The organism is Fictibacillus sp. BK138 (assembly GCF_004216955.1).
Classification (GTDB): Bacteria; Bacillota; Bacilli; order Bacillales; family Fictibacillaceae; genus Fictibacillus.
Genome location: NZ_SGXL01000002.1, coordinates 89,514 through 110,750 on the forward strand (window position 1 = coordinate 89,514; position 21,237 = coordinate 110,750).

The following is a 21,237-nucleotide window of genomic DNA, read 5'->3' on the forward strand; positions in this document are numbered from 1 at the left end:
AAAACGTGACCCCCTCTATTAAATTAGAGGGGTTTTTGCATTTATTGGTAAATTAAACCTCGGAAATTCCACGGTATACCGCCGCTCATCAGTCCCTCGTCTCCCCTCACCTTCTATAGCGTATATATCCTTCTTTTCTTCGATTTTCTTCACTTTTTGCCCGTTTTCTACACTATCTCACCAAATACTGTTGTCATAAAATCTGACCATGTTATACTCAGTAACGTTGAATTTTTGACCGGACAAGTAAATAAAAAACACTAAAAACTAACAAACAAAACAGGAGTGATTAACACCAGATATGGCTTTTAATGAAACAAAGAATAAACGTATTGTAATAAAGATTGGTTCCAGCTCATTAACGAGCGGACTTGGTGATATTAGCAGACGTAAATTAGAACGTCTTGTAGATGAGGTTGTTAAATTAAAAGATGAAGGGCATGAGGTGTTGCTCGTTTCATCTGGTGCAGTTGCAGCAGGCTACAGAAGATTGGGATGCTTAAATCGCCCAACTACTCTATCTGAAAAACAAGCAGCAGCTTCAATCGGACAAGGTCTTCTAATGGAAGCTTATTCTGAAAGATTTGTTTCTCACGGCTACACAGCTTCACAGATCTTGATCACAAGAAGTGACTTCTCTGACCGGAATCGTTATCACAATGCGCGTAACACAATAAATGTTCTATTAGACCGCGGCATTATTCCAATCGTAAATGAAAATGATACGGTAACCGTCGAACGGTTAAAGTTTGGAGATAACGATACACTTTCAGCTAAAGTGGCAGGTCTTGTGGATGCCGATCAGCTGATCATCCTTTCAGATATTGACGGTCTATATACAGAAGACCCAAGAAAAAACCCAGAAGCTCAACTTTTAACGAAGGTAAGCGAAATTACACCAGAAATTGAGGATTCCGCTGGCGAACCCGGCAGTGCTGTCGGCACAGGAGGAATGCGCTCTAAGATCGATGCAGTCAAGATTGCAATGGCATCAGGCATCTCTTCATTCCTTGGTAATGCAACTGCAAATGACATCATTCATCAAGCAGTAACAGGAGACGCACGAGGAACTTATTTTGTTCCTAAAAAGAACGAATTCAACTTGGATACAAAATTACAATGGATTGCGTTCCATTCAGGACCCGAAGGCGAAATTGTCGTTACCAATAAAGCAAAAGAAGGAATTGATGACCTGAAAAGTCTTTACCCTACTGGAATTCATTATGTTAGTGGACACTTTAAAAAGGGTTCTGTTGTCCGCATCAAAGACCTTGATGGCAATGAAGTTGGACTAGGTGTATCTAATTATTCATCAAAACAGCTCATTAAGATCAAAGGTTTCTCAACAGACGAATTGGAAGACGTTGGTCCTGAAGAAGCGATCAACAATGATGATTTAGTGTGTCACACACGCTTAGCAGTACCGATTCACTAAAATTTTGATGAAAAGTTTTGATGAAAGTTAAACAAACGTTTAAAAATAACAAGGAGGCGTTGGATGAGTACTTTTAAAAGTACAACCAAACCATTGATTGTAGAAGACCAGGCAAAGCTAGCTCAGAAAGCTTCAAAAAAGCTTGCCTTACTGACCGAAAAAGAGAAAAACGAAGCTTTATTAGTAATTGCAGATGTTTTAGAAAAAGAGTCAGATTATATATTACAAGAGAACAAAAAAGATTTAGAGAACGGCGAAGAAAAAGGTTTTTCAGAGGCTCTCATGGACCGTCTGCGTTTAACTTCTGACCGTGTAAAAGATTTTGCTGACGGACTTCGCGAAGTTGTTGAACTTCAAGATCCTGTCGGCGAAATCTTATCAGGCTGGACGTTAGATAACGGACTAAAAGTAGAACAAGTACGCGTTCCGTTAGGTGTAATCGGCATGATCTATGAAGCTCGTCCGAATGTAACGGTAGATGCTACCGGATTAGCATTGAAATCAGGTAACGCTATTGTGCTTAAAGGCGGTTCGAATGCTATTCATTCCAACTCAGCAATCGTATCTGTGATTCATAAAGCATTAGCTGATACGAAGATTCCTGAGGACGCTGTACAATTCATCGCTTCAACAGATCGTGAAGCTGCGGGACAGTTGTTTACGATGAAAGAGTACATCGACGTGCTGATTCCTCGGGGCGGCGGAAAGCTGATTCAGACAGTCGTCGAGAATGCGACAGTTCCAGTGCTCGAAACAGGCGTTGGTAACTGTCACATCTATGTTGATCAGTTTGCAGACGTTGATAAAGCACTGGCTATTTTAGAAAATGCAAAAACAGACCGCCCTGCTGTTTGTAATGCAGCCGAGACGTTCATCTTTCATGAAGCATGGTTAGAGCAAAATAAAGATCGTGTCGTTGCATTATTTGATAAGCATGGGATTGAAGTTCATGGTGACGAAAAAGCTGGCGAAATACTGCCAGACGTTATCCCAGCTACTGAAAAAGACTGGGCTGAGGAATATTTAAGCCTTGCTGTAGCTGTGAAAGTCGTTGGATCCGTTGAGGAAGCAGTGGCTCACATTGAGCGTTATGGCACGAAGCACTCTGAAGCAGTGGTGACAGAAGACGCTGAGACGGCGGTAAGTTTCTTGAATGCCGTTGACGCAGCTGCTGTATACCAAAATGCTTCAACTCGTTTCACCGACGGCTCTGCGCTAGGTTTTGGAGCTGAGATCGGAATCTCGACACAAAAGCTTCATGCTCGCGGGCCAATGGGTCTGCCAGCACTGACGACGATTAAATATCGTATGACTGGTGATGGGCAGGTTAGATAAACAACTTTAGTAGCACAACTACTATTGAAAGCAGTCTCGCTTTGGCGGGGCTGTTTTTTGTTGTTTATAGACAGGTAAATCATTGTTTCAGGAGAATATTTAGGTAGCAAAGGAGGTCGTCAATGCTAGTTAAAGATCGTTCAAAATCGCTTAGGATCAAAAAGCTTGAGGTATTCCAACGCCGTTTAATTCAAAATCATCCTAAACTTTTACCCATTAATGATGAGTTAGGAGGTAGACTCGCAGGACATCATGGTGAACAATCCAACGATTATTTTTTAAAACCTTTCTTAAGTAAAGGCTATACTGTCCTTCATGACTTACGGCTGGCTGCCCACGATAGCTTTTTTCAGATTGACACACTTCTAATATCCACACACTATATTTTAATCCTTGAAGTAAAGTACATCACTGGCACCTTACATTTTGATCACCTTAATCAAGTGATCCGAGTAAGAGATGACGGCAGTGAAGAAGCATTTCAAAATCCGATTTATCAAGTGAAACGCCAACGGTCTCACTTAACCGATTGGCTGTCTAGAAATCGTGTTCCTCATATCCCTGTTCACTCTTTAGTTGTAATGAGCAACCCCAGAACCATCATCAAATCCCTTCCCTCTCATAAAGACATACCTCAATATATAACCCATAGCCCTTATCTCCAAGAACGGATTCAAGTTTTCGATAAGATGCATTCCGTTGAGAAACTGACAAAAAGAGAAATCACAAAACTTTCAAAACTGCTCGTCCGCCAGCATACTCCAGACAACCCCGACTTAATAAAAAGGTATCAGATTGAAGAAAAGGATATTATCAAAGGGGTTTATTGTACTAAGTGTTTTTATATGCCGGTGGTGAGGAAGCATAATACTTGGGTTTGCCCAAAATGTTCTAAAAAAGATCGGAATCTTCACCTGCCTTCTTTAGAGGATTACGCATTATTATATGGAGCAAGCATTACAAATAAAGAATTTTGTAACTTTCTACAAATCCCTTCCAGGCATGTAGCAAAACGTATTCTTAGTAATATGAATTTACCTCATACCGGAGGCTGCAAAGGAAGAACATATACGTTACCCTATCTTTAAAACCCTAGTAATTGCTCATAAATTTCTAGGACGGCTCGTAAAATTCTAGAACCGGTCGTAAAATCCTAGAACCGCTCGTAAAATTCTAGAACCGCTCGTAAAATTCTAAAACCGCTCGTAAAATTCCAGAACCGCTCGTAAAATCCTAAAACCGCTCGTAAAATCCTAGAATCGCTCATAAAATCCTAGAATCGCTCATAAATCCCCAGAGAAGGTTCTTTTCCCTCCCAAAATAGCATCATACTCTTAAGACATACTCTAGAACATAAATACCAAAGGCTCTCGCCCATCGAGAGCCCACATCCACCCAAATTCCACACAAAAAAGCCTCCTGCAACCAAGCAAGAGGCTTTCTTTCATCAATTCTATTAGTGACTCCCATGCTCCTCAGACTTCTCTGCTCCACCATGTTCACCATGGTTCTCAGTCTTCGGTTCGTCATGTTTGTCGTGTTTTGCGTGGCCTGCTGTCATTACCCAGACAGAGCCGAGAACAATAACGATCGCTACGAACGCTGCGAACAGGATATTACCTACCTGTACACGGCCCGTGAGCTTCGTGCTCGTCGAGTTCTCTGTCACGTGCATGAACATTAATAGCTGCAGGGCAGCCTGCAAGAACGCAAATCCAAAAATGATTATTAAAATCCAAGTTAGCGACAAGTCAGTCCCTAGCGCAATCCATAATGCGAACAGCGTCAACACGATTGATAAAACAAATCCAATCAAGTGTTTCCAAGGGAATCCGCCATGTCCGTTAGCTGCAGTTTTATTAGCCATGATGCATCACCATCCCCATCAGATAAACGGCAGTGAAGATGAAGATCCACACTACGTCTAAGAAGTGCCAGTAAAGACTGGTGATGAAAACTTTTGCAGAAGTGGCAGGCGTCAGACCGCGCTTAGCCACTTGGATCAAGACCATCGTTACCCAAAAGATACCGAACGTTACGTGGGCACCGTGAGTTCCTACAAGAACAAAGAATCCTGACCAAGCTGCACTCGTACCGATGTTTGCACCCTCATGAATGAAGTGCAAGAATTCCTGAATCTCAAAGTAAAGGAATCCAAGACCTAAACCAAGTGTGATGATCATCCAAAGCATTAAGCCTTTTACATTATGACGGCGCATTTCATGAACCGCCAGGCCGCAGGTGAAACTACTTGTTAAAAGCAAGAAGGTTTGAATAAGCAAACTCTTCACTTCAAACAGTTCACCAAGAGCCGGACCGTCTGCAATACGATGTGTTAAAACCATATACGTTGCAAATAACGTTGCGAACAACGCAATTTCTGCCCCTAGGAAGATCCAGAAACCGAGAATGTTAAGACGCCCGGTCTCCGAACGATACTCTAAAGGCGTGTTGGGGTCGTGTGTTTCTACATGTGCCATTTTTTCACGCCTCCTTATTTAGAAATCTTTTCTGTTTCAATGACTTCTTCTTCACTTACATAATACCCGTCGTCATATTCAAATGAACGGTAAATCAATGTTCCGATAACTCCGATACCACCGAGAATCGCCATCCAGATCCAGTCAAATACAAAACCAAATCCAAGAACGAAGAAGAACGATCCCATGATAAACGGTACACCAGAGTTGCTAGGCATATGAATCTTTTTAATATCTTTAGCTGTTAACTTCTCTACCTTGCCTGCCTGCTTCTGTCTCCAGAAATGGTCAAGACCTGTAATCTCTGGAATTTTAGCAAAGTTATAAAATGGCGGCATTGCTGAAGGAGTAGACCATTCAAGCGTACGGCCATCCCAAGCGTCACCAGTTGTTTCACGCTTCGCGAAACGGAAGCTGTAGTACATGTTGTAAACGAGTACTAAGAATGCGATACCCATCATGAATCCACCGATTGTAGAAACCATGTTCAATGGACCCCAGCCAGACTCCTCGCTGTATGTGTACACACGTCTAGGCATACCATCAAGACCTAGGAAGTATTGAGGCATGAAACATACGTTAAACCCGATTGTGAACAACCAGAATACCCATTTACCGATACGTTCGTTCAGCTTGTAGCCAAACATCTTAGGATACCAGTAGATTAAACCAGCGAAACATGCAAATACTGTACCAGCGATCAACACATAGTGGAAGTGAGATACTAAGAAGTATGTGTTGTGGTACTGATAGTCAGCTGCTGCCATCGCAAGCATGACACCTGTAACACCACCGACTACGAAGTTCACGATAAAACCAAGTGACCATAGCATCGGCGTCGTAAATTGAATCTTACCTCTGTACATCGTGAACAGCCAGTTAAAGATCTTAACCCCAGTCGGTATACCGATCGCCATCGTTGTGATGGAGAATACAGAGTTAACGGCTGCACCTGAACCCATCGTAAAGAAGTGATGGACCCAGACCAAGAAACTGTATCCTGCGATAAGAAGCATAGACCAGATCATGGCTTTATAACCAAACAATGTTTTTCTAGAGAACGTAGAAATAATTTCTGAGAACATACCGAATGCCGGCAAGATTACGATATATACCTCTGGGTGACCCCATAGCCAGAAGAGGTTAGCCCAAAGCATATCCATCCCTTCACCTTGAAGAGTGAAGAAGTGGCTTCCGAACAAACGGTCAAATGACATAAGTGCAAGTGCTACCGTTAAAATCGGGAAAGCGAAAATAATGATAACCATTGTTACGAGTGATGACCATGTGAACATCGGCATACGGAACAACGTCATTCCCGGTGCACGCATCTTTAGAATCGTAACTAGGAAGTTAATCCCTGTTAGTAGTGTACCGATACCTGCAATCTGCAGACCCCATAAGTAGTAGTTCTGCCCAGGTCCCGGACTAAGTTCGTTACTCGCAAGCGGCATGTAACTCGTCCAACCTGCTGATGGCGAACCACCGATAACGAACGAGATGTTAAACAGCATCGCTCCGATAAAGAACGTCCAGAAACTTACTGCGTTTAAATAAGGATAAGCTACGTCACGAGCTCCAATTTGTAATGGAACGACAACGTTAATCAAACCAATTAAGAACGGCATCGCCATGAAGATGATCATGATCGTACCGTGAGTTGTAAATATCTCGTTATAGTGCTGCGAATCAAGGAACTTCGCATCTGGAACAGCGAGTTGAGTACGCATTAAGAGCGCATCGACACCACCGCGGAAAAGCATAAGAACCGCAGAAACGATATACATGATACCGAGTTTTTTATGGTCAACAGTCGTTAGCCATTCTGTCCATAGCCATTTCCACTTTTTATATCTAGTTAGGTAAAACAGGATCCCCACCATTGTTAAGACAATGGAAACGTCAGCCCCATAGATCAGTGGGTCGCCTGTTACGAAAAATTCATCCCATTTCATATTAAGTTGCCTCCTCTGTTAATGGGCATGTGAATCCCCATGAGACTCTGATTCTTCTTGTTGTTCTTGTTTCTTTTTCTTTTCTTCTTCACGTTTCTCTTTTGCTGCTTTCGAGTGAGGAATTAACGGCTCATAGCCTAATCGCTCTCGAGCTTTAAGCGCATAATCAGCTTGATCAGCATGGTTAACAAATCCTAAGTGAGTAGAAGAGAACGTCATTTCTTTCACGTGGCCAGGAAGCATCAGCTTGTCGTACTGCTCTTTCGTTAGTTCAGGAGCATCAGCTTTCGTTTCACTCGCCCACTTTTCAAATTCTTCATCAGACATAGCCATTACATCAAACGTATGATCTGTAAAACCTTCTCCTGTAAAGTTGGAGTTTCGTCCTTCATACGTTCCTTGCTCATCGGCTTGCAAGTAAAGTTCTGTTTCCATACCAGCCATCGCATATTTTTGGCCGCCTAGTTGAGGAACCCAAAATGATGCCATAGAATCGGCTGAAGTCAGTTTAAATAGAACAGGTCGATCTTCAGGGATATGAAGATAGTTTACTGTCTCAATGTCTTGCTCAGGGTAAGTGAAGACCCATTTCCAATCCACGGATGTTGCATGAATCACCAATGGCTTTTGATCTTTCGTCTCTGCAGGAGGTCCCTCAAGAGAATAGATCGTTTTAACCGTTGGAATCGATAAAGCAACAACAATTATAATAGGAATGATCCACCAAATCGTCTCAAGCAAATGACTTCCTTCATTATCAGGATCATAGCCCTTATGATTTTTGCGATCACGATATTTATAAACAATAAAAGCTGTAAGTGCATATACAACTAGCAAGATAAATAACATAAACCAGATCGAATACATAATAAGATCCTTCTGCTGCTCACCAACAGGTCCTTTTGGATCTAAAACCACCATATCGCTGCAGCCGCTTAGCATGAACACGGCCATCAATAACCCGATTGTTAAAAACGGCTTTAACCGTTGCATCACCAGGTCCACCTTCCTTTCTCTATTTAAAAGCATTTCTTTTTGCCTTTTATAAATCGATCGAACCAAAAGTGATTATAGTACATTGTGAAACAAATCACAATGGATATCAAAGGCAAAACCAAATGACAAAAAACCTTTGCCTTCATAGTATCAGAATCGCTCCAAATGTGGTTTATCCGTAATTAAATGTCACGAGAACTTCAAATAAAGCTCACAACTTTATCACAGTTTTGACATACAATGTTCACGAATTTGGAAGAGCCTTCATCTGCTGGTAATAAGATATCCTCTTTTAGAAAGTTCAGTTTTTAATTTTTACCCTAATTGGAAAGGCTTCACACCTTTTTAGTGAATATTTACAAACAAAATAAAGCACAGGATAACAATATCCTGCGCTTTATTTTTTGTATTTTATCTAATGATCCTATTCAAATTTGTCTGCTGTCCATTCACAGGTAGCTGGTTCCCTAATCTTACAGAAGTGATCGAACAAATGGGAATAAGGATGGGTATAGCAAGCTGCAGAATGATTGTACCGCAATTTACCTTTACGATTCTTCCGACTTCGATAAAATTACCTTCTGTAGTAAGGGTAACTTCCTTCCCAATGCAGTCTTTCAACTCATCTCTAAGTGCTTCAGTGCAACTATCATTTACACATTCACAGTGACAATCTAATTTACAATCCCTTGTTTGATTCGTCATATTGCAAACAGAACTTGGATTAATAAACTGAATCACACTCGAAATGGCGCATATAGAAAAGATAAACGGCGTTCCTGTTAGACTGTCTCTTAAAACAATAAAACCGCAGCTTACCTTCAATAATGCCCCATTAAACGGACCATCTGGAGTCGTGATTCCAATTTCCTTTTCAATACAATCTTGCAGTGCTTCTCTTAGTTCTCTTATACACTCATTCTCTGTGCACTTACACTTGCAGATCGAGCATGTTTCATCCTGCTTTTTCACGAATTCACACACGGTGGGTTGAGACGGATTAAATGCATTGTCGCATGCGAAGCTAATAATATCACATATTTTTATTAATAACGGACCTGTAATCTGCGGAGTTTCACTTTCAACAATAATTGTTCCGCAATCCACTTTGATTAATCTTCCGACAATAAAGCGCACATTTGGGATACTGGCTCTCGAAAGTAATGTAATTCTTCTTCCCACAATTTTTCTTAACTGCTCTCTCAGCTCTCTCGTACATATACTCTCACCGCACTGGCATCTATCACATTTTAATTTTCTATGGTTAGGGTTCACATTACCGCAACTCAACACGAGTTCCTCCACTCAAATTTTAAACTTTATGTATTCTATGCAAGTACTAGGACAACCGTTCAAGCAGACAAAAAAACGACCCTGCCACTAGGCAAGATCGTCTCACTTTTCAGTTCTTATGCACTTACTTCAACTTGATTTTCACTGTCATTATAAGCATCTGTATCTAATTGTTTCTGAACTTTGCTTGTTAATAGTCCAGATGTCATCGCACCGCTTACGTTAACTGCCGTACGGCCCATGTCAATCAATGGTTCAACCGAGATCAATAGACCGGCAAGTGCAATCGGAAGGTCCATCGCAGACAATACGAGGATTGCTGCAAATGTTGCTCCACCACCTACACCCGCTACCCCAAACGAGCTAAGCGCTACAACTACAACGAGCGTCAACAAGAACGATGGTGACAGAGGATCGATTCCTACAGTTGGAGCGATCATAACTGCAAGCATCGCCGGATAGATTCCTGCACAGCCGTTCTGACCGATCGAAAGTCCGAATGAACCTGAGAAGTTCGCAATTCCGTCAGGCACACCCATGCTCTTTTGTGTACGGATATTTAATGGAAGTGCACCAGCACTCGTACGTGATGTGAAAGCAAAAGACAGTACCGGAAAAGATTTCTTCATATATGTGATTGGATTCAACCCAGCAAACGTTAACAATAACAAGTGAATTCCAAACATAATCAACAGTGCTACATAGGAAGCAATGACAAACTTGCCAAGCTTCGCGATTGCGCCCATATCACTAAGCGCAACAGTCTTCGTCATTAAAGCCAGCACTCCGTATGGTGTTAAGCGAAGAATTAATGTAACAACACGCATGATCACAGAGTAAAACGCATCCACAATCTTTGCAAAGAGCTCAGCATGTTCTTCCTGCTTCCGCTTCACTCCAAGGTACGCTACTCCCAAGAATGCCGCAAAGATAACAACAGCAATCGTAGATGTAGGTCTAGCTCCTGTAAAATCTAAAAACGGATTAGCTGGCAGCAAGGATAGAATCTGCTGCGGCAATGTAAGGTCTTTGACCTGTTCAAAAGTACCCTCCATCTGCTCACCGCGCGCTGTTTCAGCGTCACCTTGCTCGATCTGGACCGCTTCAAGATCGAACGCCACGGATGTTCCAATTCCGACAACAGCTGCAATAGCTGTTGTTCCTACAAGAATACCAATGATCAATCCGCTTAATTTTCCGATATTTCCTTTAAGATTTAAACGCGTAAATGCTGAAAGGATCGAAATGAACACGAGCGGCATCACGATCATTTTTAAGAACGTTACATAACCGCCGCCTACTAGATTGAACCAATCAGTAGATTTTGAAGCAACTTCAGAATCAGCACCATAACCGTACTGAAGTACAAGACCGAAAAGAATACCTAATCCAAGACCTGTGAATACACGTTTCGAAAAAGAAACGTGCTTCTTTTGCATGTAAAACAACACACCCAAAAGTATAAGCATAATTGCAATGTTTGATAAAACTAAGTAAGTAGTCACCTACAAGTCCCCCCTTTAGTTAACTAAAATATATTAATACAATAAAACCCATCTGTAAAGTAGGAATTACTGAGGGAAATTTTGCGGCCACCTCCTTTGCAAAATAAAAAGCCCAGCACTTCCGAATAGAAAGAGCGAGCTTTAGTGTCATTTGTGTCTGGTTTATTAGTGTGTTTATTTAGTTGTGTTTCAGATATATTCTTTAAAGAAATAAATTATGCTTGTTTTTGTAGCAAATTCATATGAGCAGGTGCTAAAATTTGGATATATAAAAGGAGGTCAAGCTATGAAAAAAGTTTTGCTGTTCGTGTATGATTCATTCGCTGAATTTGAAATTTCAATTTTAATCACGTGTTTAAATGGTTCTGACTATGAATTAGTCACATGCTCACCGTATTCTTCCGGCAGAGCGGTCACATCAGCCGGAAAATTGAAGATCATGCCTGATATAACAATCAATGAAGTTGATCCAGACGATTACGCAGCACTTATCATTCCAGGCGGAAATCCCTATCACTTACTAGAGGACACGAGTGTAACAAACATGATTCGTACATTTTTCGATAGCCATAAACTGATTGGAGCGATATGCGGAGGCCCAGCTTTACTGGGGGCTGCCGGTATTTTAAACCATGTAAAATATACCGCTTCCCTCACTCAGGATGATACACAGTATCTGCCCGTTATGAATTGGGACAACAAAGAAGAAGAACATCTTGTTACAGGTCAAAATGTAGTCACTGCAACAGGCTCAAACTATGTCATTTTCGCTGAAGAAGTATTGCGTCATCTTAATATCGTACCTGCTGAAGAAAAAAGTCCCCTGCAATATTTTAAAGAACCTTCTATGTCATAACTTTTTATTAGAAATCAATTCTTTAATTTCCTTTAAAACGGGCATGGTCTCCATGTCCTCTTCACTTACCTCTGCCCAAACAATCCCTGTCGGTTTTGGATAAGGTGATTTTGTTTCAATCAATCCTTTTTCTGTCGCAATCCAATCCACGGTTAAGTCAAATACATCTACAGGAATTTCATCATCAACCATCTGAGCACTTTGTATGGAAGTGATCACGGGCACTTCTTTGTTCCCAAGCTCACGGATAATCGCATATTCCCTGTCTGCATATCCTTCACCTTTTCCAAGTCTTCTGCCATCACGATGGATCGCAACAGATCCTACCACAATCAAGTCGATCGAAGGCATCTTAGATAAAGGTATTACTTTTCCATAGTTCATAATGCTCGAAAGACTTGCCGCTTTCCTTTCCTCACCCTTTGGAACCCACTCTGGCTTCACTTGAATGAAACCATCCTTAAGTCTTGGCGTTGGTACGAGCAACATTTTTCCATCTTTTAAAATTTGAGTTCTAAGCGGCAGCTGAGGTGAATCAGGGTTTACTTTAATGATTCCAGCCTCTTTGTACTCCGGCATTTCGGTTATGTATTTTGCAGCAGCCTCCGCCCCTTTGAAGTTCGGTATCCGATTTGTTAAAGGAAACGGAAATCTTCCAAGTTTTTCTTCAGTCAGCTTGCTCCAAACTTTATGCCTGATTTCATCCTTTTGGTTCATTTATACTCTCCTTTCATCTATTTAGGATAAAAGTCACCGATAAAAAAGAGGACTATTCTCCTGTTTAGCGTAATAAATTGAGTGGGGGAAAGAAATTAATGCTGAAATGGGGGGATTTTTTATATGACGTTATACGGAACACTTGTCTTGATTCACATTATTGCGGCTATTGTCGGCCTTGGAGCAAGCTTTGCCATGCCTGTCGTTACAAAATTCGCAAAAACAGCCAGCCAGGCCAGGTTTGCACTTGAGCTTAACGCAAAGATTGAAACCTTTCCGAAGATCGGAAGCTTAACACTTCTTGCAACTGGACTTTTATTAGGTTATTTAAATTCTGCACTATTTAGTGAAGTTTGGTACATCTCATCGCTTGTTATCTATGTTCTGGCACAAGTACTTGTAATCGGCATCATACCTAAGAAACAAAAACAAATGAACGAAATTCTTGCTTCACATGAAGGCGATGAACTGCCCGATACTTATCGGACCATTGATAAACAGCTTGACCCCTATGTTTATCTTTTACACGGCTTAGCTGTAGTATTGATCGTTTTAATGGTCGTAAAACCTTTTTAGGTGTTCATAAATTCTCCCTCTCTTGGACACAATACGGTGTAAAGAGACGAGGAGTGAAAAACACATGGCACGCGGAAAAGAATTCGAACATAAGAAAAAGGGCCATCCGGGCCGTTTTCCTGACAACACACTGCAAAACAGACTCGTTCAAAAAAGTGACGAGACTGACTCAGCAAACCTAGCTACAAAGGAAGCTTTTAAAAATCGTACTGGTGAACAAGAATAATAAACGAGCAGCACTCATGGAATTTTTCTCCTTGGGTGCTTTTTCATTGTCACGATTCGTCATACACCTATTGAGTTCCTTCCCCATTCAATACTATAATCAAGAGGGTACAAATTACTGACAGAAAAGGTGTTATATAGATGAGTATTTTAACAGTACAAGGATTGAGTCACGGTTTCGGCGACCGTGCCATTTTTAACGATGTCTCTTTCCGTCTCCTAAAAGGAGAGCACATCGGTCTAATCGGTGCAAACGGTGAAGGTAAATCTACCTTTATGAATATAATCACTGGCAAATTAAAGCCAGATGAAGGAAAAGTGGAATGGGCGAAAAAAGTCCGCGTCGGTTATCTGGATCAGCATACTGTTCTTCAAAAAGGAATGTCGATCCGCGACGTGCTGAAGAGCGCGTTTCAATATCTGCTCGACATGGAAACAGAGATGAACAGCATGTACGAAAAGATGGGTGAAGCCACACCTGAAGAGCTGGAGAAATTGCTTGAAGATGTAGGCGTAATCCAGGATACGCTAACGAATAACGACTTTTATGTAATCGATGCAAAAGTTGAAGAAATCGCGCGAGGTCTTGGACTCGATGATATCGGTCTTGATCGTGATGTTCACGACTTGAGTGGCGGACAGCGTACTAAAGTATTGCTTGCGAAACTTTTATTAGAAAAGCCAGAAATTCTATTGCTGGATGAGCCTACAAACTATCTGGACGAACAGCATATCGAGTGGCTGAAGCGCTACTTGCAAGAGTACGAAAACGCGTTTATCCTGATTTCGCATGACATCCCATTCTTAAATAGTGTAATCAACTTGATTTATCACATGGAGAATCAAGAACTGAATCGCTATGTTGGCGACTACGATCACTTTAAATCGGTTCATGAGATGAAAAAATCCCAGCTGGAAGCGGCATTTAAGCGCCAACAGCAGGAAATTGCCGGCTTAAAAGATTTCGTGGCACGCAACAAAGCCCGTGTTTCAACTCGTAACATGGCGATGTCCCGTCAAAAGAAGCTTGATAAGATGGATGTCATTGAGCTCGCAAAAGAAAAGCCAAAGCCAGAGTTCAACTTCAAAGAAGCCCGCACGCCGAGTAAGCTGATCTTTGAAACAAAAGATCTCGTGATCGGATATGACGAGCCATTATCAAGACCGCTGAATCTCCGTATGGAACGCGGACAAAAAATTGCTTTAGTCGGTGCGAATGGTATCGGAAAAACAACCTTACTCCGCAGTATTTTAGGTGAAATCAAACCTGTTTCTGGCTCGGTTGAACGCGGGGAAAACCTTGAGATCGGCTATTTCGAACAAGAAGTAAAATCTGCGAACTACAACACATGCATCGAAGAGATCTGGAACGAGTTCCCTGGCTTCTCTCATCATGAAGTTCGTGCAGCTCTGGCAAAGTGCGGATTAACAACAAAACACATCGAGAGTAAAGTGGAAGTTCTGAGCGGAGGCGAAAAAGCAAAAGTTCGCTTATGTAAACTGATCAACCATGAAAATAACGTATTGGTACTCGATGAGCCTACAAACCACTTGGATGTTGAGGCAAAGGACGAGTTGATGCGTGCGCTGAGAGCCTTTAAAGGAAGCGTCCTGTTGATCTCCCATGAACCGGAATTCTATAAAGAAGTAGCAAACGAAGTCTGGAACTGTGAAAGCTGGACGACAAAGGTGTTTTAATCTATGAATTTTGTAAGCCCTCATCTTTTGGTGAGGGTTTTTATTTTAGGAAGAAAAATTGATTAAGTCTAAATTTCAATAATAAGGTCTAAATGAAAGTTAATTAGGTCTAAATCAGAAAAATTAAGTCTTTTCTAAGGCCGATTAAGTCTTTTTTTAAAAATATAGGTCTCTCGACAAAATCTGACATAGCGCTTCTTTCACTTCTCAAAAAAACACCTCTTGCCAGCCGCAAGAGGTGTTTCTCATTTAATTCTCCAGTTTTTCCACCAGCAGTGACAGCTCTTCCCACCGTTCCATCGTCGTTTCGAGCTCTGTCTCTACTTTTTTCTGTTCTGCATACAGCTCGCTGATCCGTCCAAAATCGCTGCCTGCTGCAACGATTTCAGCTTCAATCTGCTCTTTTTTCTCTTCATGCGCCATGATCCGGTCTTCAATCGTGTCCCATTCCTGCTGTTCTTTATAAGATAGCTTTTTCCGCTTTTCTTTTCGGGGCTGGCTGCTGCCATCTGCCGCCTCGGCCGTGACAGCCTCGGCTTCCTTCTTAACAGAAGCCGCAAGCTCGTCGCGTTCTTTTTTCTCTTCCATATAATCGGAGTAACTGCCCTGGAACCTGACGACCCTGCCCTCCCCTTCAAATGCAAGCAGATGATCCACTACACGATCTAAGAAATAACGATCATGTGAAACAGTTAATACAACACCTGGGAAGTTATCGAGATACTCTTCTAAAATACTGAGCGTTTGAATATCTAAGTCATTCGTTGGCTCATCCAAAAATAGAACGTTCGGCTCTTCCATCAAGACCTTCAGCATATATAATCTTCGCTTCTCTCCACCAGAAAGTTTGCGAATGTACGTATATTGCATATAACGCGGGAAGAGGAATCTTTCCAGCATCTGTTCAGCTGTGATCGTCTGGCCATCCACTGTAGTGATCACTTGTGCCGTCTCTTTGACATAATCGACCACACGAAGGTTGCCATCGAGTTCATCGTGATCCTGCGTGTAATAACCGATTTTAACAGTTTCTCCGACTTCAACAGAACCAGAGTCAGGAGTCATTCTGCCTGCAAGCATGTTCAGCAGAGTTGTTTTTCCGCTTCCATTTGGCCCGATGATCCCAAGACGCTCACCAGGAACAATCAAATAGTCCAACCCATCAATCAGCTTCTTGTCATCAAGACTTTTGGACAATCCTTCTACCTCGATTACTTTTTTGCCAAGACGCTGTGATCCGATTGCAAATTCAACAGAACCTTTTGCAGCCGGACCTGTTTCCTCCTGAAGACTTTCTACCCTTTGAATACGGGCTTTTTGCTTCGTCGTACGCGCTTTTGCACCGCGGCGCAGCCAGGCCAATTCGCGTCTCAGCGTGTTTTGGCGTTTATCTTCATTCTGCAGGACGAGCTCTTCCCGCTCTGCCTTTTTCTCTAGATACGTTTCGTAATTTCCTTCGTAAACATAGAGTTTTCCGTTATCAAGCTCAAATATATGATTCGTTACGCGGTTTAGGAAATAACGATCATGGGTAACCATTAAAAGTGAGCCTTTATACCCAGCGAGAAATGTTTCCAGCCATTCAACCGTTTCATTATCAAGATGGTTTGTCGGCTCATCCAGAATCAAAAGGTCAGCTGGCTGGATCAACGCTTTTGCGATCGCAACACGCTTTTTCTGTCCGCCGCTTAAGAATTTCACTTTACGTGAAAAATCGCGCAGACCGAGCTTTGTAAGAACCGTCTTTGCGACAGTGTTTGCTTCCCAAGCTTCTTGCTCGTCCATTTTTTGCTGACCATTCATTAAGCGCTGCAGCTTTTTCTCATTTGCAGGATCTGCTTCAAGATCCAGCAGAGCTTGCTCATAGTCTCGCATGGTACGCATGATGGTGGAATCGCCATAATAGATCTGTTCCAAAACGGAAAGTTCTTCGTCCAGCTCCGGCTCCTGGGCTACGTATTCGATCTGAAACTGATTGGCGTGGGTGATGCTGCCCTGTTCAGCAGGGTCTAATCCTGACAAAGCTTTCAACAGAGAGGACTTTCCCGTTCCGTTCGGACCGATCAGCCCGATTCTTTGTTTTTCGCCAATGGAAAAAGAGATTTTATCAAAGAGAGTCTTTTCTCCATATGTTTTATATAAATTTTCTACTAGTAAAATACTCAAAACAAAATCATTCCTTAAGGTAAAATTCTTATTTTCTATTGTAGCTTAACGGCGCCAGAATAGCATCTTTAGGTTATGATTTGGGTTTTTTCTTAATCTTTGTTATAGTGATAAACATGTTCTGAAAAGGAGTGGGCACGTTTTTTGCTCAAAACGGATGCCGCTATTTTCGATTTTTTCGGCTTGGCTTTTATCTTGTTGTTGATGCCGGTTAACATTTTTTCCGGCAATGTTTGTTATGCGTTTTTCCACCGCGCTTTTGACTTCAAGTTTTTTTGTCACTCCTCGCAAGCTCTTTTTGCAAATAAAAAGCTCTAGTTTTATACAACCTGTCAATTTTTTCATAAACTTGTAATCCGTTGAGCAAACTAACGTGACCCATTTCATGAAAAAAAGAAAAGGAGAGATTTTTTTACATGCAAATCGAAGTAATTATTTCTTTAATTATTTACATGATTGGTATGCTGTACATTGGTTATTGGGCATACAAAAAAACGTCTGATCTGTCTGACTACATGCTTGGCGGCCGTGGACTTGGTCCTGGTGTAACAGCATTATCTGCTGGTGCATCTGATATGAGCGGATGGATGCTGATGGGACTCCCTGGTGCTATGTTCGCAGATGGGTTGAGCAGTATTTGGATTGCAGTCGGTTTAACAATCGGGGCTTATCTGAACTATATTCTTGTAGCACCTCGTTTGCGTACGTACACGGAAGTAGCAGATGATTCGATCACCATTCCGGATTATCTTGAAAACCGTTTTAACGACACACAGAAAATTTTACGTATTGTATCAGGTATTGTTATTATCATCTTCTTTACTCTATACGCTTCTGCAGGTCTAGTATCTGGAGGAAAGCTGTTTGAGAGTGCATTCGGTCTTGATTACATGACTGGTATGCTGTTAACTGTCGGAGTTGTTGTAGCTTACACTTTGTTTGGCGGATTCCTCGCCGTAAGCTGGACTGACTTTGTACAAGGATGTATCATGTTTATCGCTCTTGTATTGGTGCCAATCGTTGCCTTTACTGAGGTTGGAGACACTCAAACACTGGTTGATACAGTACGTGGAGTAGATCCTTCATTGCTTAATGTAACAAAAGGACTATCATTCTTTGGTCTATTGTCTCTATTAGCATGGGGGTTAGGTTATTTCGGACAGCCGCACATTATTGTCCGTTTTATGGCCATCACATCTGTAAAAGAAATTAAAGCAGCTCGCCGAATCGGTATGGGTTGGATGATCATCTCCATTATCGGTGCATTGTTTACTGGATTCATCGGTATCGCATGGTTTGAACAATCAGCAAGAACTCTTAAAGACCCAGAAACAGTGTTTATCGTATTTGCTAATGTATTGTTCCACCCGTTCATTACTGGATTCTTATTAGCAGCTATTCTAGCAGCCATCATGAGTACAATCTCATCTCAGCTGCTCGTAACGTCATCAGCAGTAACAGAAGACTTTTACAAGCAGTTCTTAAAGAAGAATGCATCTGATAAAGAGCTTGTATTAATCGGAAGACTTGCTGTATTAACAGTTGCTGTTGTCGCAGTATTGCTTTCATTAAGCCCGAACGAAACAATCCTAAGCCTTGTAGGTTATGCATGGGCAGGATTCGGTTCAGCATTTGGTCCATTAATCTTGTTGAGCCTCTTCTGGAAACGCATGACAAAATGGGGTGCATTAGCAGGTATCATCGTTGGTGCAGTTACCGTATTGACATGGGTTCAGTTCCCAGACTTGAAAGCTGAAGTTTATGAAATGATTCCTGGATTCTTCTTAAGTATGCTGGCTGTCATTCTTGTCAGCTTAGTCACGAAAGATCCGTCTTCAAAAGTTCAGAATCAATTCGAAGACATGGAAGAAACATTAGATAACAAAACAACTTAATAAAAAGTAAAAAAGCGCTCCTGCTTTTCAGGAGCGCTTTTTCTTATGGCTTTTTCACTTTTTCAACAAGCGTTTTGTAGTTTTAAGTTCATCAATGTTCAGAGCACCAATTCCAAACATAGCAGTTCTAAGTTCAAATTCAATCCGGTCCATTTGTAAAATCAAAGCTTCAGCATCTTTTTCAACCGCTGACTGAAGCAAGCTGCGGCCAAACCCAGCTATGTCGGCACCTAGGGCTAATGATTTCGCTGCATCAACCCCATGTTTAAGGCCACCGCTCGCGATAACGGGTATCTTTTGGGATACTTCCCTCACACCATTTATACTCTCAGATGTCGGAAGACCCCAATCCAGAAATGCTTCAGCAGCCTTTTTCCTTGCTGCATCTTCTGAACGATAGCTTTCAACTTGTACCCAAGATGTTCCGCCAGCTCCAGCGACATCAATAAACTGGACGCCCGCTGCAATCAGTCTCTCAGCAGTGTCGTTATCAATACCCATGCCCACTTCTTTTACTCCAACCGGAACAGGCATTTCTGAAACAAGTTTTTCGATTTTACTTAATAAATGAGAGAAATCCGTATCCCCTTCTGGCTGGAACACTTCCTGCAGCGTATTTAAATGAAGAACGAGAGCATCCGCTTCAGCGATCTCAACCGCTCGTTTACACTCCTCAAGCCCAAATCCGTAATTCAGTTGTACAGCACCGATGTTTGCAATAACAGGGATGTCAGGAGCCCATCTTCTAATTTGAAAAGTGTAAGCAAGCTCTTCTTTCTCCACTGCCGCTCTCATAGACCCAAGACCAATCGCCCAGCCTCTCTCCTGTGCCGCAATAGCCAAGTTCTGATTTATCTTAAGCGCCGTTTCCGTACCGCCAGTCATCGAACTGATCAAAAAGGGAGTCTTCATCGATTTCCCTAAAAAAGAACCAGAAAGAGCTACATCCTCAAAAGATATTTCGGGCAAAGCATTTGGTACAAATCGATAGTTCTCTAAACCCGTTGTAATGTTTTTCCCCTCAACATCTTCATGGAGACTGATCCTAATATGCTCTGTTTTCCGTTTCTCTGTGAGATCTTTAGGTTGATCCATGTTTAAATCCTCCCTTCTTGCTGTTATTTCTATCTTTCCGCAAAAACCACACCATTACACTTTACATCTTCTAAACAGCTCACGCTAGGGGGACTGACCCCCAACAATTTATTTCCCGCTCCAATAACGAGTAAACACCCGTTAGGTATGCTCCATTTCAATCCACCAAACTAAGGCATATCATTTTTCAGCCTTCAAAAATCTAAATTCAAATAGCACTGAGTTTGATAATTGTGTTAAACTACCAATTAAAACAATTATTGGGGGTTATTTGTATGGAGATCCGCCTGCTCACACCAGATGATGCTGAAGCCTACTGGGAAATGCGCCTTGAGGCATTAAAAAATCATCCTGAAGCTTTTGCTACAAGTTATGAAGAAGCTCTTGAGCGTAAAAATCCAATTGAAGAGGTTGCCAACAGGCTTAAAGGAGACGGTGATTTTACTTTCGGAGCATTTCAGGAGAATACCCTAATGGGTGCCGTTACACTAGTCCAAGACAAAATCGAAAAAATGAAGCACCGTGCTCACATTTTCGCCATGTATGTGAAACCCGAACACCGCCGGTCAGGTGCCGGTAAAGCTCTCGTGACAGCTGTGATCAGTCATGCAAAACAGATTCCCGAAATATTGAAACTTAACTTAACAGTTGTCTCCAGCAATGATAGAGCAAAAGGACTCTACAGCTCACTAGGTTTTACGACATACGGAAAAGAAGAAAAGGCGCTTCGAGTAGATGAAACATTTTATGATGAAGAACTAATGGTCCTTTTCCTTAAATAATCTTAAACGCACTAAAAAAGCCTGCAAACGCTATGCAGGCTTTCTTTACTTATTTGTATCATTTGAATGATCATTATTGTGTTCGAGATAGTCTTCTTCTTGATTTTTCGGCTTTTTCTTTTTAGTCTGACGCACGATTAGTATAACAATAATAATTACTAACAATAAGCTGACGTTTAAGAAGCCGCCTAAAAAACGAAAAATATCTCCCATAAAGTTGTCCATGCT

20 protein-coding genes are annotated in these 21,237 nt (G+C 41.7%); 9 read left to right on the forward strand and 11 right to left on the reverse strand.

Features of this window, described 5'->3' with window-relative positions:
* The first annotated feature begins 301 nt into the window (after positions 1-301).
* The 3 genes from proB to EV282_RS17230 all read left to right on the forward strand — a co-directional run bounded on the left by proB (position 302) and on the right by EV282_RS17230 (position 3,858).
* Positions 302-1,435: a glutamate 5-kinase gene (gene proB, locus EV282_RS17220; protein WP_130297130.1), complete on the forward strand. Its 1,134-nt coding sequence runs from the start codon at positions 302-304 to the stop codon at positions 1,433-1,435.
* Positions 1,436-1,498: 63 nt separating this feature from the next.
* Positions 1,499-2,770, forward strand: coding sequence for a glutamate-5-semialdehyde dehydrogenase (locus tag EV282_RS17225; protein ID WP_130297131.1), 1,272 nt, complete (start codon positions 1,499-1,501; stop codon positions 2,768-2,770).
* A 122-nt stretch (positions 2,771-2,892) separates the two neighbouring features.
* On the forward strand, positions 2,893-3,858 hold the full coding sequence (locus tag EV282_RS17230) for a nuclease-related domain-containing protein (RefSeq protein ID WP_130297132.1): 966 nt from the start codon (positions 2,893-2,895) through the stop codon (positions 3,856-3,858).
* A 368-nt stretch (positions 3,859-4,226) separates the two neighbouring features.
* Here EV282_RS17230 and qoxD read toward each other — a convergent pair whose 3' ends face one another.
* From qoxD to EV282_RS17260, 6 genes are all read right to left on the reverse strand, one after another.
* The gene (qoxD, locus tag EV282_RS17235) at positions 4,227-4,637 is read right to left on the reverse strand and encodes a cytochrome aa3 quinol oxidase subunit IV (RefSeq protein WP_130297133.1); all 411 of its coding nucleotides are present in this window, start codon (positions 4,635-4,637) and stop codon (positions 4,227-4,229) included.
* Positions 4,630-5,250, reverse strand: a complete 621-nt coding sequence (qoxC, locus tag EV282_RS17240) for a cytochrome aa3 quinol oxidase subunit III (protein ID WP_130297134.1) — start codon at positions 5,248-5,250, stop codon at positions 4,630-4,632. The genes qoxD and qoxC overlap by 8 nt, the downstream gene beginning before the upstream one ends.
* A 14-nt stretch (positions 5,251-5,264) precedes the next feature.
* Complete coding sequence (gene qoxB / locus EV282_RS17245) at positions 5,265-7,205, reverse strand: cytochrome aa3 quinol oxidase subunit I (protein WP_130297135.1); 1,941 nt, start codon at positions 7,203-7,205, stop codon at positions 5,265-5,267.
* A gap of 18 nt (positions 7,206-7,223) precedes the next feature.
* Complete coding sequence (gene qoxA / locus EV282_RS17250; protein ID WP_226537117.1) at positions 7,224-8,201, reverse strand: cytochrome aa3 quinol oxidase subunit II; 978 nt, start codon at positions 8,199-8,201, stop codon at positions 7,224-7,226.
* Between the two features lie 411 nt (positions 8,202-8,612).
* On the reverse strand, positions 8,613-9,491 hold the full coding sequence (locus EV282_RS17255; RefSeq protein ID WP_130297137.1) for a hypothetical protein: 879 nt from the start codon (positions 9,489-9,491) through the stop codon (positions 8,613-8,615).
* A gap of 119 nt (positions 9,492-9,610) precedes the next feature.
* Positions 9,611-10,963 carry an L-cystine transporter gene (locus EV282_RS17260; protein WP_207224348.1) on the reverse strand — a complete coding sequence of 451 codons (1,353 nt, stop codon included), beginning with the start codon at positions 10,961-10,963 and terminating at the stop codon, positions 9,611-9,613.
* A 322-nt stretch (positions 10,964-11,285) separates the two neighbouring features.
* Here EV282_RS17260 and EV282_RS17265 point away from each other — a divergent pair, with 322 nt between their 5' ends.
* A complete protein-coding gene (locus EV282_RS17265; protein WP_165389521.1) occupies positions 11,286-11,855 on the forward strand; it encodes a DJ-1/PfpI family protein in 570 nt (189 codons plus the stop codon).
* On the opposite strand, the gene EV282_RS17270 is transcribed toward EV282_RS17265, so the two are convergent.
* Entirely contained in the window at positions 11,850-12,572 is a 723-nt protein-coding gene (locus EV282_RS17270) for a 5-formyltetrahydrofolate cyclo-ligase (RefSeq protein ID WP_130297140.1), read from the reverse strand. The two genes, EV282_RS17265 and EV282_RS17270, sit on opposite strands and share 6 nt — an antisense overlap.
* Before the next feature lie 123 nt (positions 12,573-12,695).
* On the opposite strand from EV282_RS17270, the gene EV282_RS17275 reads away from it, so the two are divergent.
* The 3 genes from EV282_RS17275 to EV282_RS17280 all read left to right on the forward strand — a co-directional run bounded on the left by EV282_RS17275 (position 12,696) and on the right by EV282_RS17280 (position 15,071).
* Positions 12,696-13,148 (forward strand): DUF2269 family protein, encoded by a 453-nt coding sequence (locus EV282_RS17275; protein ID WP_130297141.1) that lies wholly within the window; start codon positions 12,696-12,698, stop codon positions 13,146-13,148.
* Positions 13,149-13,212: 64 nt separating this feature from the next.
* Positions 13,213-13,374: a hypothetical protein gene (locus EV282_RS20395; RefSeq protein WP_165389522.1), complete on the forward strand. Its 162-nt coding sequence runs from the start codon at positions 13,213-13,215 to the stop codon at positions 13,372-13,374.
* Positions 13,375-13,514: 140 nt separating this feature from the next.
* Positions 13,515-15,071, forward strand: coding sequence for an ABC-F family ATP-binding cassette domain-containing protein (locus EV282_RS17280; protein WP_130297142.1), 1,557 nt, complete (start codon positions 13,515-13,517; stop codon positions 15,069-15,071).
* A 249-nt stretch (positions 15,072-15,320) separates the two neighbouring features.
* On the opposite strand, the gene EV282_RS17285 is transcribed toward EV282_RS17280, so the two are convergent.
* Both EV282_RS17285 and EV282_RS17290 read right to left on the reverse strand, forming a co-directional pair.
* Complete coding sequence (locus EV282_RS17285) at positions 15,321-17,237, reverse strand: ABC-F family ATP-binding cassette domain-containing protein (protein WP_130297143.1); 1,917 nt, start codon at positions 17,235-17,237, stop codon at positions 15,321-15,323.
* Positions 17,238-17,339: 102 nt separating this feature from the next.
* Positions 17,340-17,582, reverse strand: coding sequence for a hypothetical protein (locus EV282_RS17290; RefSeq protein ID WP_130297144.1), 243 nt, complete (start codon positions 17,580-17,582; stop codon positions 17,340-17,342).
* A gap of 71 nt (positions 17,583-17,653) precedes the next feature.
* On the opposite strand from EV282_RS17290, the gene putP reads away from it, so the two are divergent.
* Entirely contained in the window at positions 17,654-19,132 is a 1,479-nt protein-coding gene (gene putP / locus EV282_RS17295) for a sodium/proline symporter PutP (protein WP_130297145.1), read from the forward strand.
* Between the two features lie 54 nt (positions 19,133-19,186).
* Here the strand turns inward: putP and fni are convergent, their stop codons facing one another.
* Positions 19,187-20,227: a type 2 isopentenyl-diphosphate Delta-isomerase gene (gene fni, locus EV282_RS17300; protein WP_130297146.1), complete on the reverse strand. Its 1,041-nt coding sequence runs from the start codon at positions 20,225-20,227 to the stop codon at positions 19,187-19,189.
* A 275-nt stretch (positions 20,228-20,502) separates the two neighbouring features.
* Here fni and EV282_RS17305 point away from each other — a divergent pair, with 275 nt between their 5' ends.
* Positions 20,503-21,009, forward strand: a complete 507-nt coding sequence (locus tag EV282_RS17305) for a GNAT family N-acetyltransferase (RefSeq protein ID WP_130297147.1) — start codon at positions 20,503-20,505, stop codon at positions 21,007-21,009.
* Positions 21,010-21,054: 45 nt separating this feature from the next.
* Here EV282_RS17305 and EV282_RS17310 read toward each other — a convergent pair whose 3' ends face one another.
* Positions 21,055-21,234 (reverse strand): hypothetical protein, encoded by a 180-nt coding sequence (locus EV282_RS17310; RefSeq protein ID WP_130297148.1) that lies wholly within the window; start codon positions 21,232-21,234, stop codon positions 21,055-21,057.
* Between the last annotated feature and the right edge of the window lie 3 nt (positions 21,235-21,237).

Bases quoted from the DNA above. Each gene is read 5' to 3' on its own strand.
- proB (WP_130297130.1), top strand. From the start codon at position 302: ATGGCTTTTAATGAAACAAAGAATAAACGTATTGTAATAAAGATTGGT.
- EV282_RS17225 (WP_130297131.1), top strand. From the start codon at position 1,499: ATGAGTACTTTTAAAAGTACAACCAAACCATTGATTGTAGAAGACCAG.
- EV282_RS17230 (WP_130297132.1), top strand. From the start codon at position 2,893: ATGCTAGTTAAAGATCGTTCAAAATCGCTTAGGATCAAAAAGCTTGAG.
- qoxD (WP_130297133.1), bottom strand. From the start codon at position 4,637: ATGGCTAATAAAACTGCAGCTAACGGACATGGCGGATTCCCTTGGAAA.
- qoxC (WP_130297134.1), bottom strand. From the start codon at position 5,250: ATGGCACATGTAGAAACACACGACCCCAACACGCCTTTAGAGTATCGT.
- qoxB (WP_130297135.1), bottom strand. From the start codon at position 7,205: ATGAAATGGGATGAATTTTTCGTAACAGGCGACCCACTGATCTATGGG.
- EV282_RS17260 (WP_207224348.1), bottom strand. From the start codon at position 10,963: ATGCTTATACTTTTGGGTGTGTTGTTTTACATGCAAAAGAAGCACGTT.
- EV282_RS17265 (WP_165389521.1), top strand. From the start codon at position 11,286: ATGAAAAAAGTTTTGCTGTTCGTGTATGATTCATTCGCTGAATTTGAA.
- EV282_RS17270 (WP_130297140.1), bottom strand. From the start codon at position 12,572: ATGAACCAAAAGGATGAAATCAGGCATAAAGTTTGGAGCAAGCTGACT.
- EV282_RS17275 (WP_130297141.1), top strand. From the start codon at position 12,696: ATGACGTTATACGGAACACTTGTCTTGATTCACATTATTGCGGCTATT.
- EV282_RS20395 (WP_165389522.1), top strand. From the start codon at position 13,213: ATGGCACGCGGAAAAGAATTCGAACATAAGAAAAAGGGCCATCCGGGC.
- EV282_RS17280 (WP_130297142.1), top strand. From the start codon at position 13,515: ATGAGTATTTTAACAGTACAAGGATTGAGTCACGGTTTCGGCGACCGT.
- EV282_RS17290 (WP_130297144.1), bottom strand. From the start codon at position 17,582: ATGAAAAAATTGACAGGTTGTATAAAACTAGAGCTTTTTATTTGCAAA.
- putP (WP_130297145.1), top strand. From the start codon at position 17,654: ATGCAAATCGAAGTAATTATTTCTTTAATTATTTACATGATTGGTATG.
- fni (WP_130297146.1), bottom strand. From the start codon at position 20,227: ATGGATCAACCTAAAGATCTCACAGAGAAACGGAAAACAGAGCATATT.
- EV282_RS17305 (WP_130297147.1), top strand. From the start codon at position 20,503: ATGGAGATCCGCCTGCTCACACCAGATGATGCTGAAGCCTACTGGGAA.
- EV282_RS17310 (WP_130297148.1), bottom strand. From the start codon at position 21,234: ATGGACAACTTTATGGGAGATATTTTTCGTTTTTTAGGCGGCTTCTTA.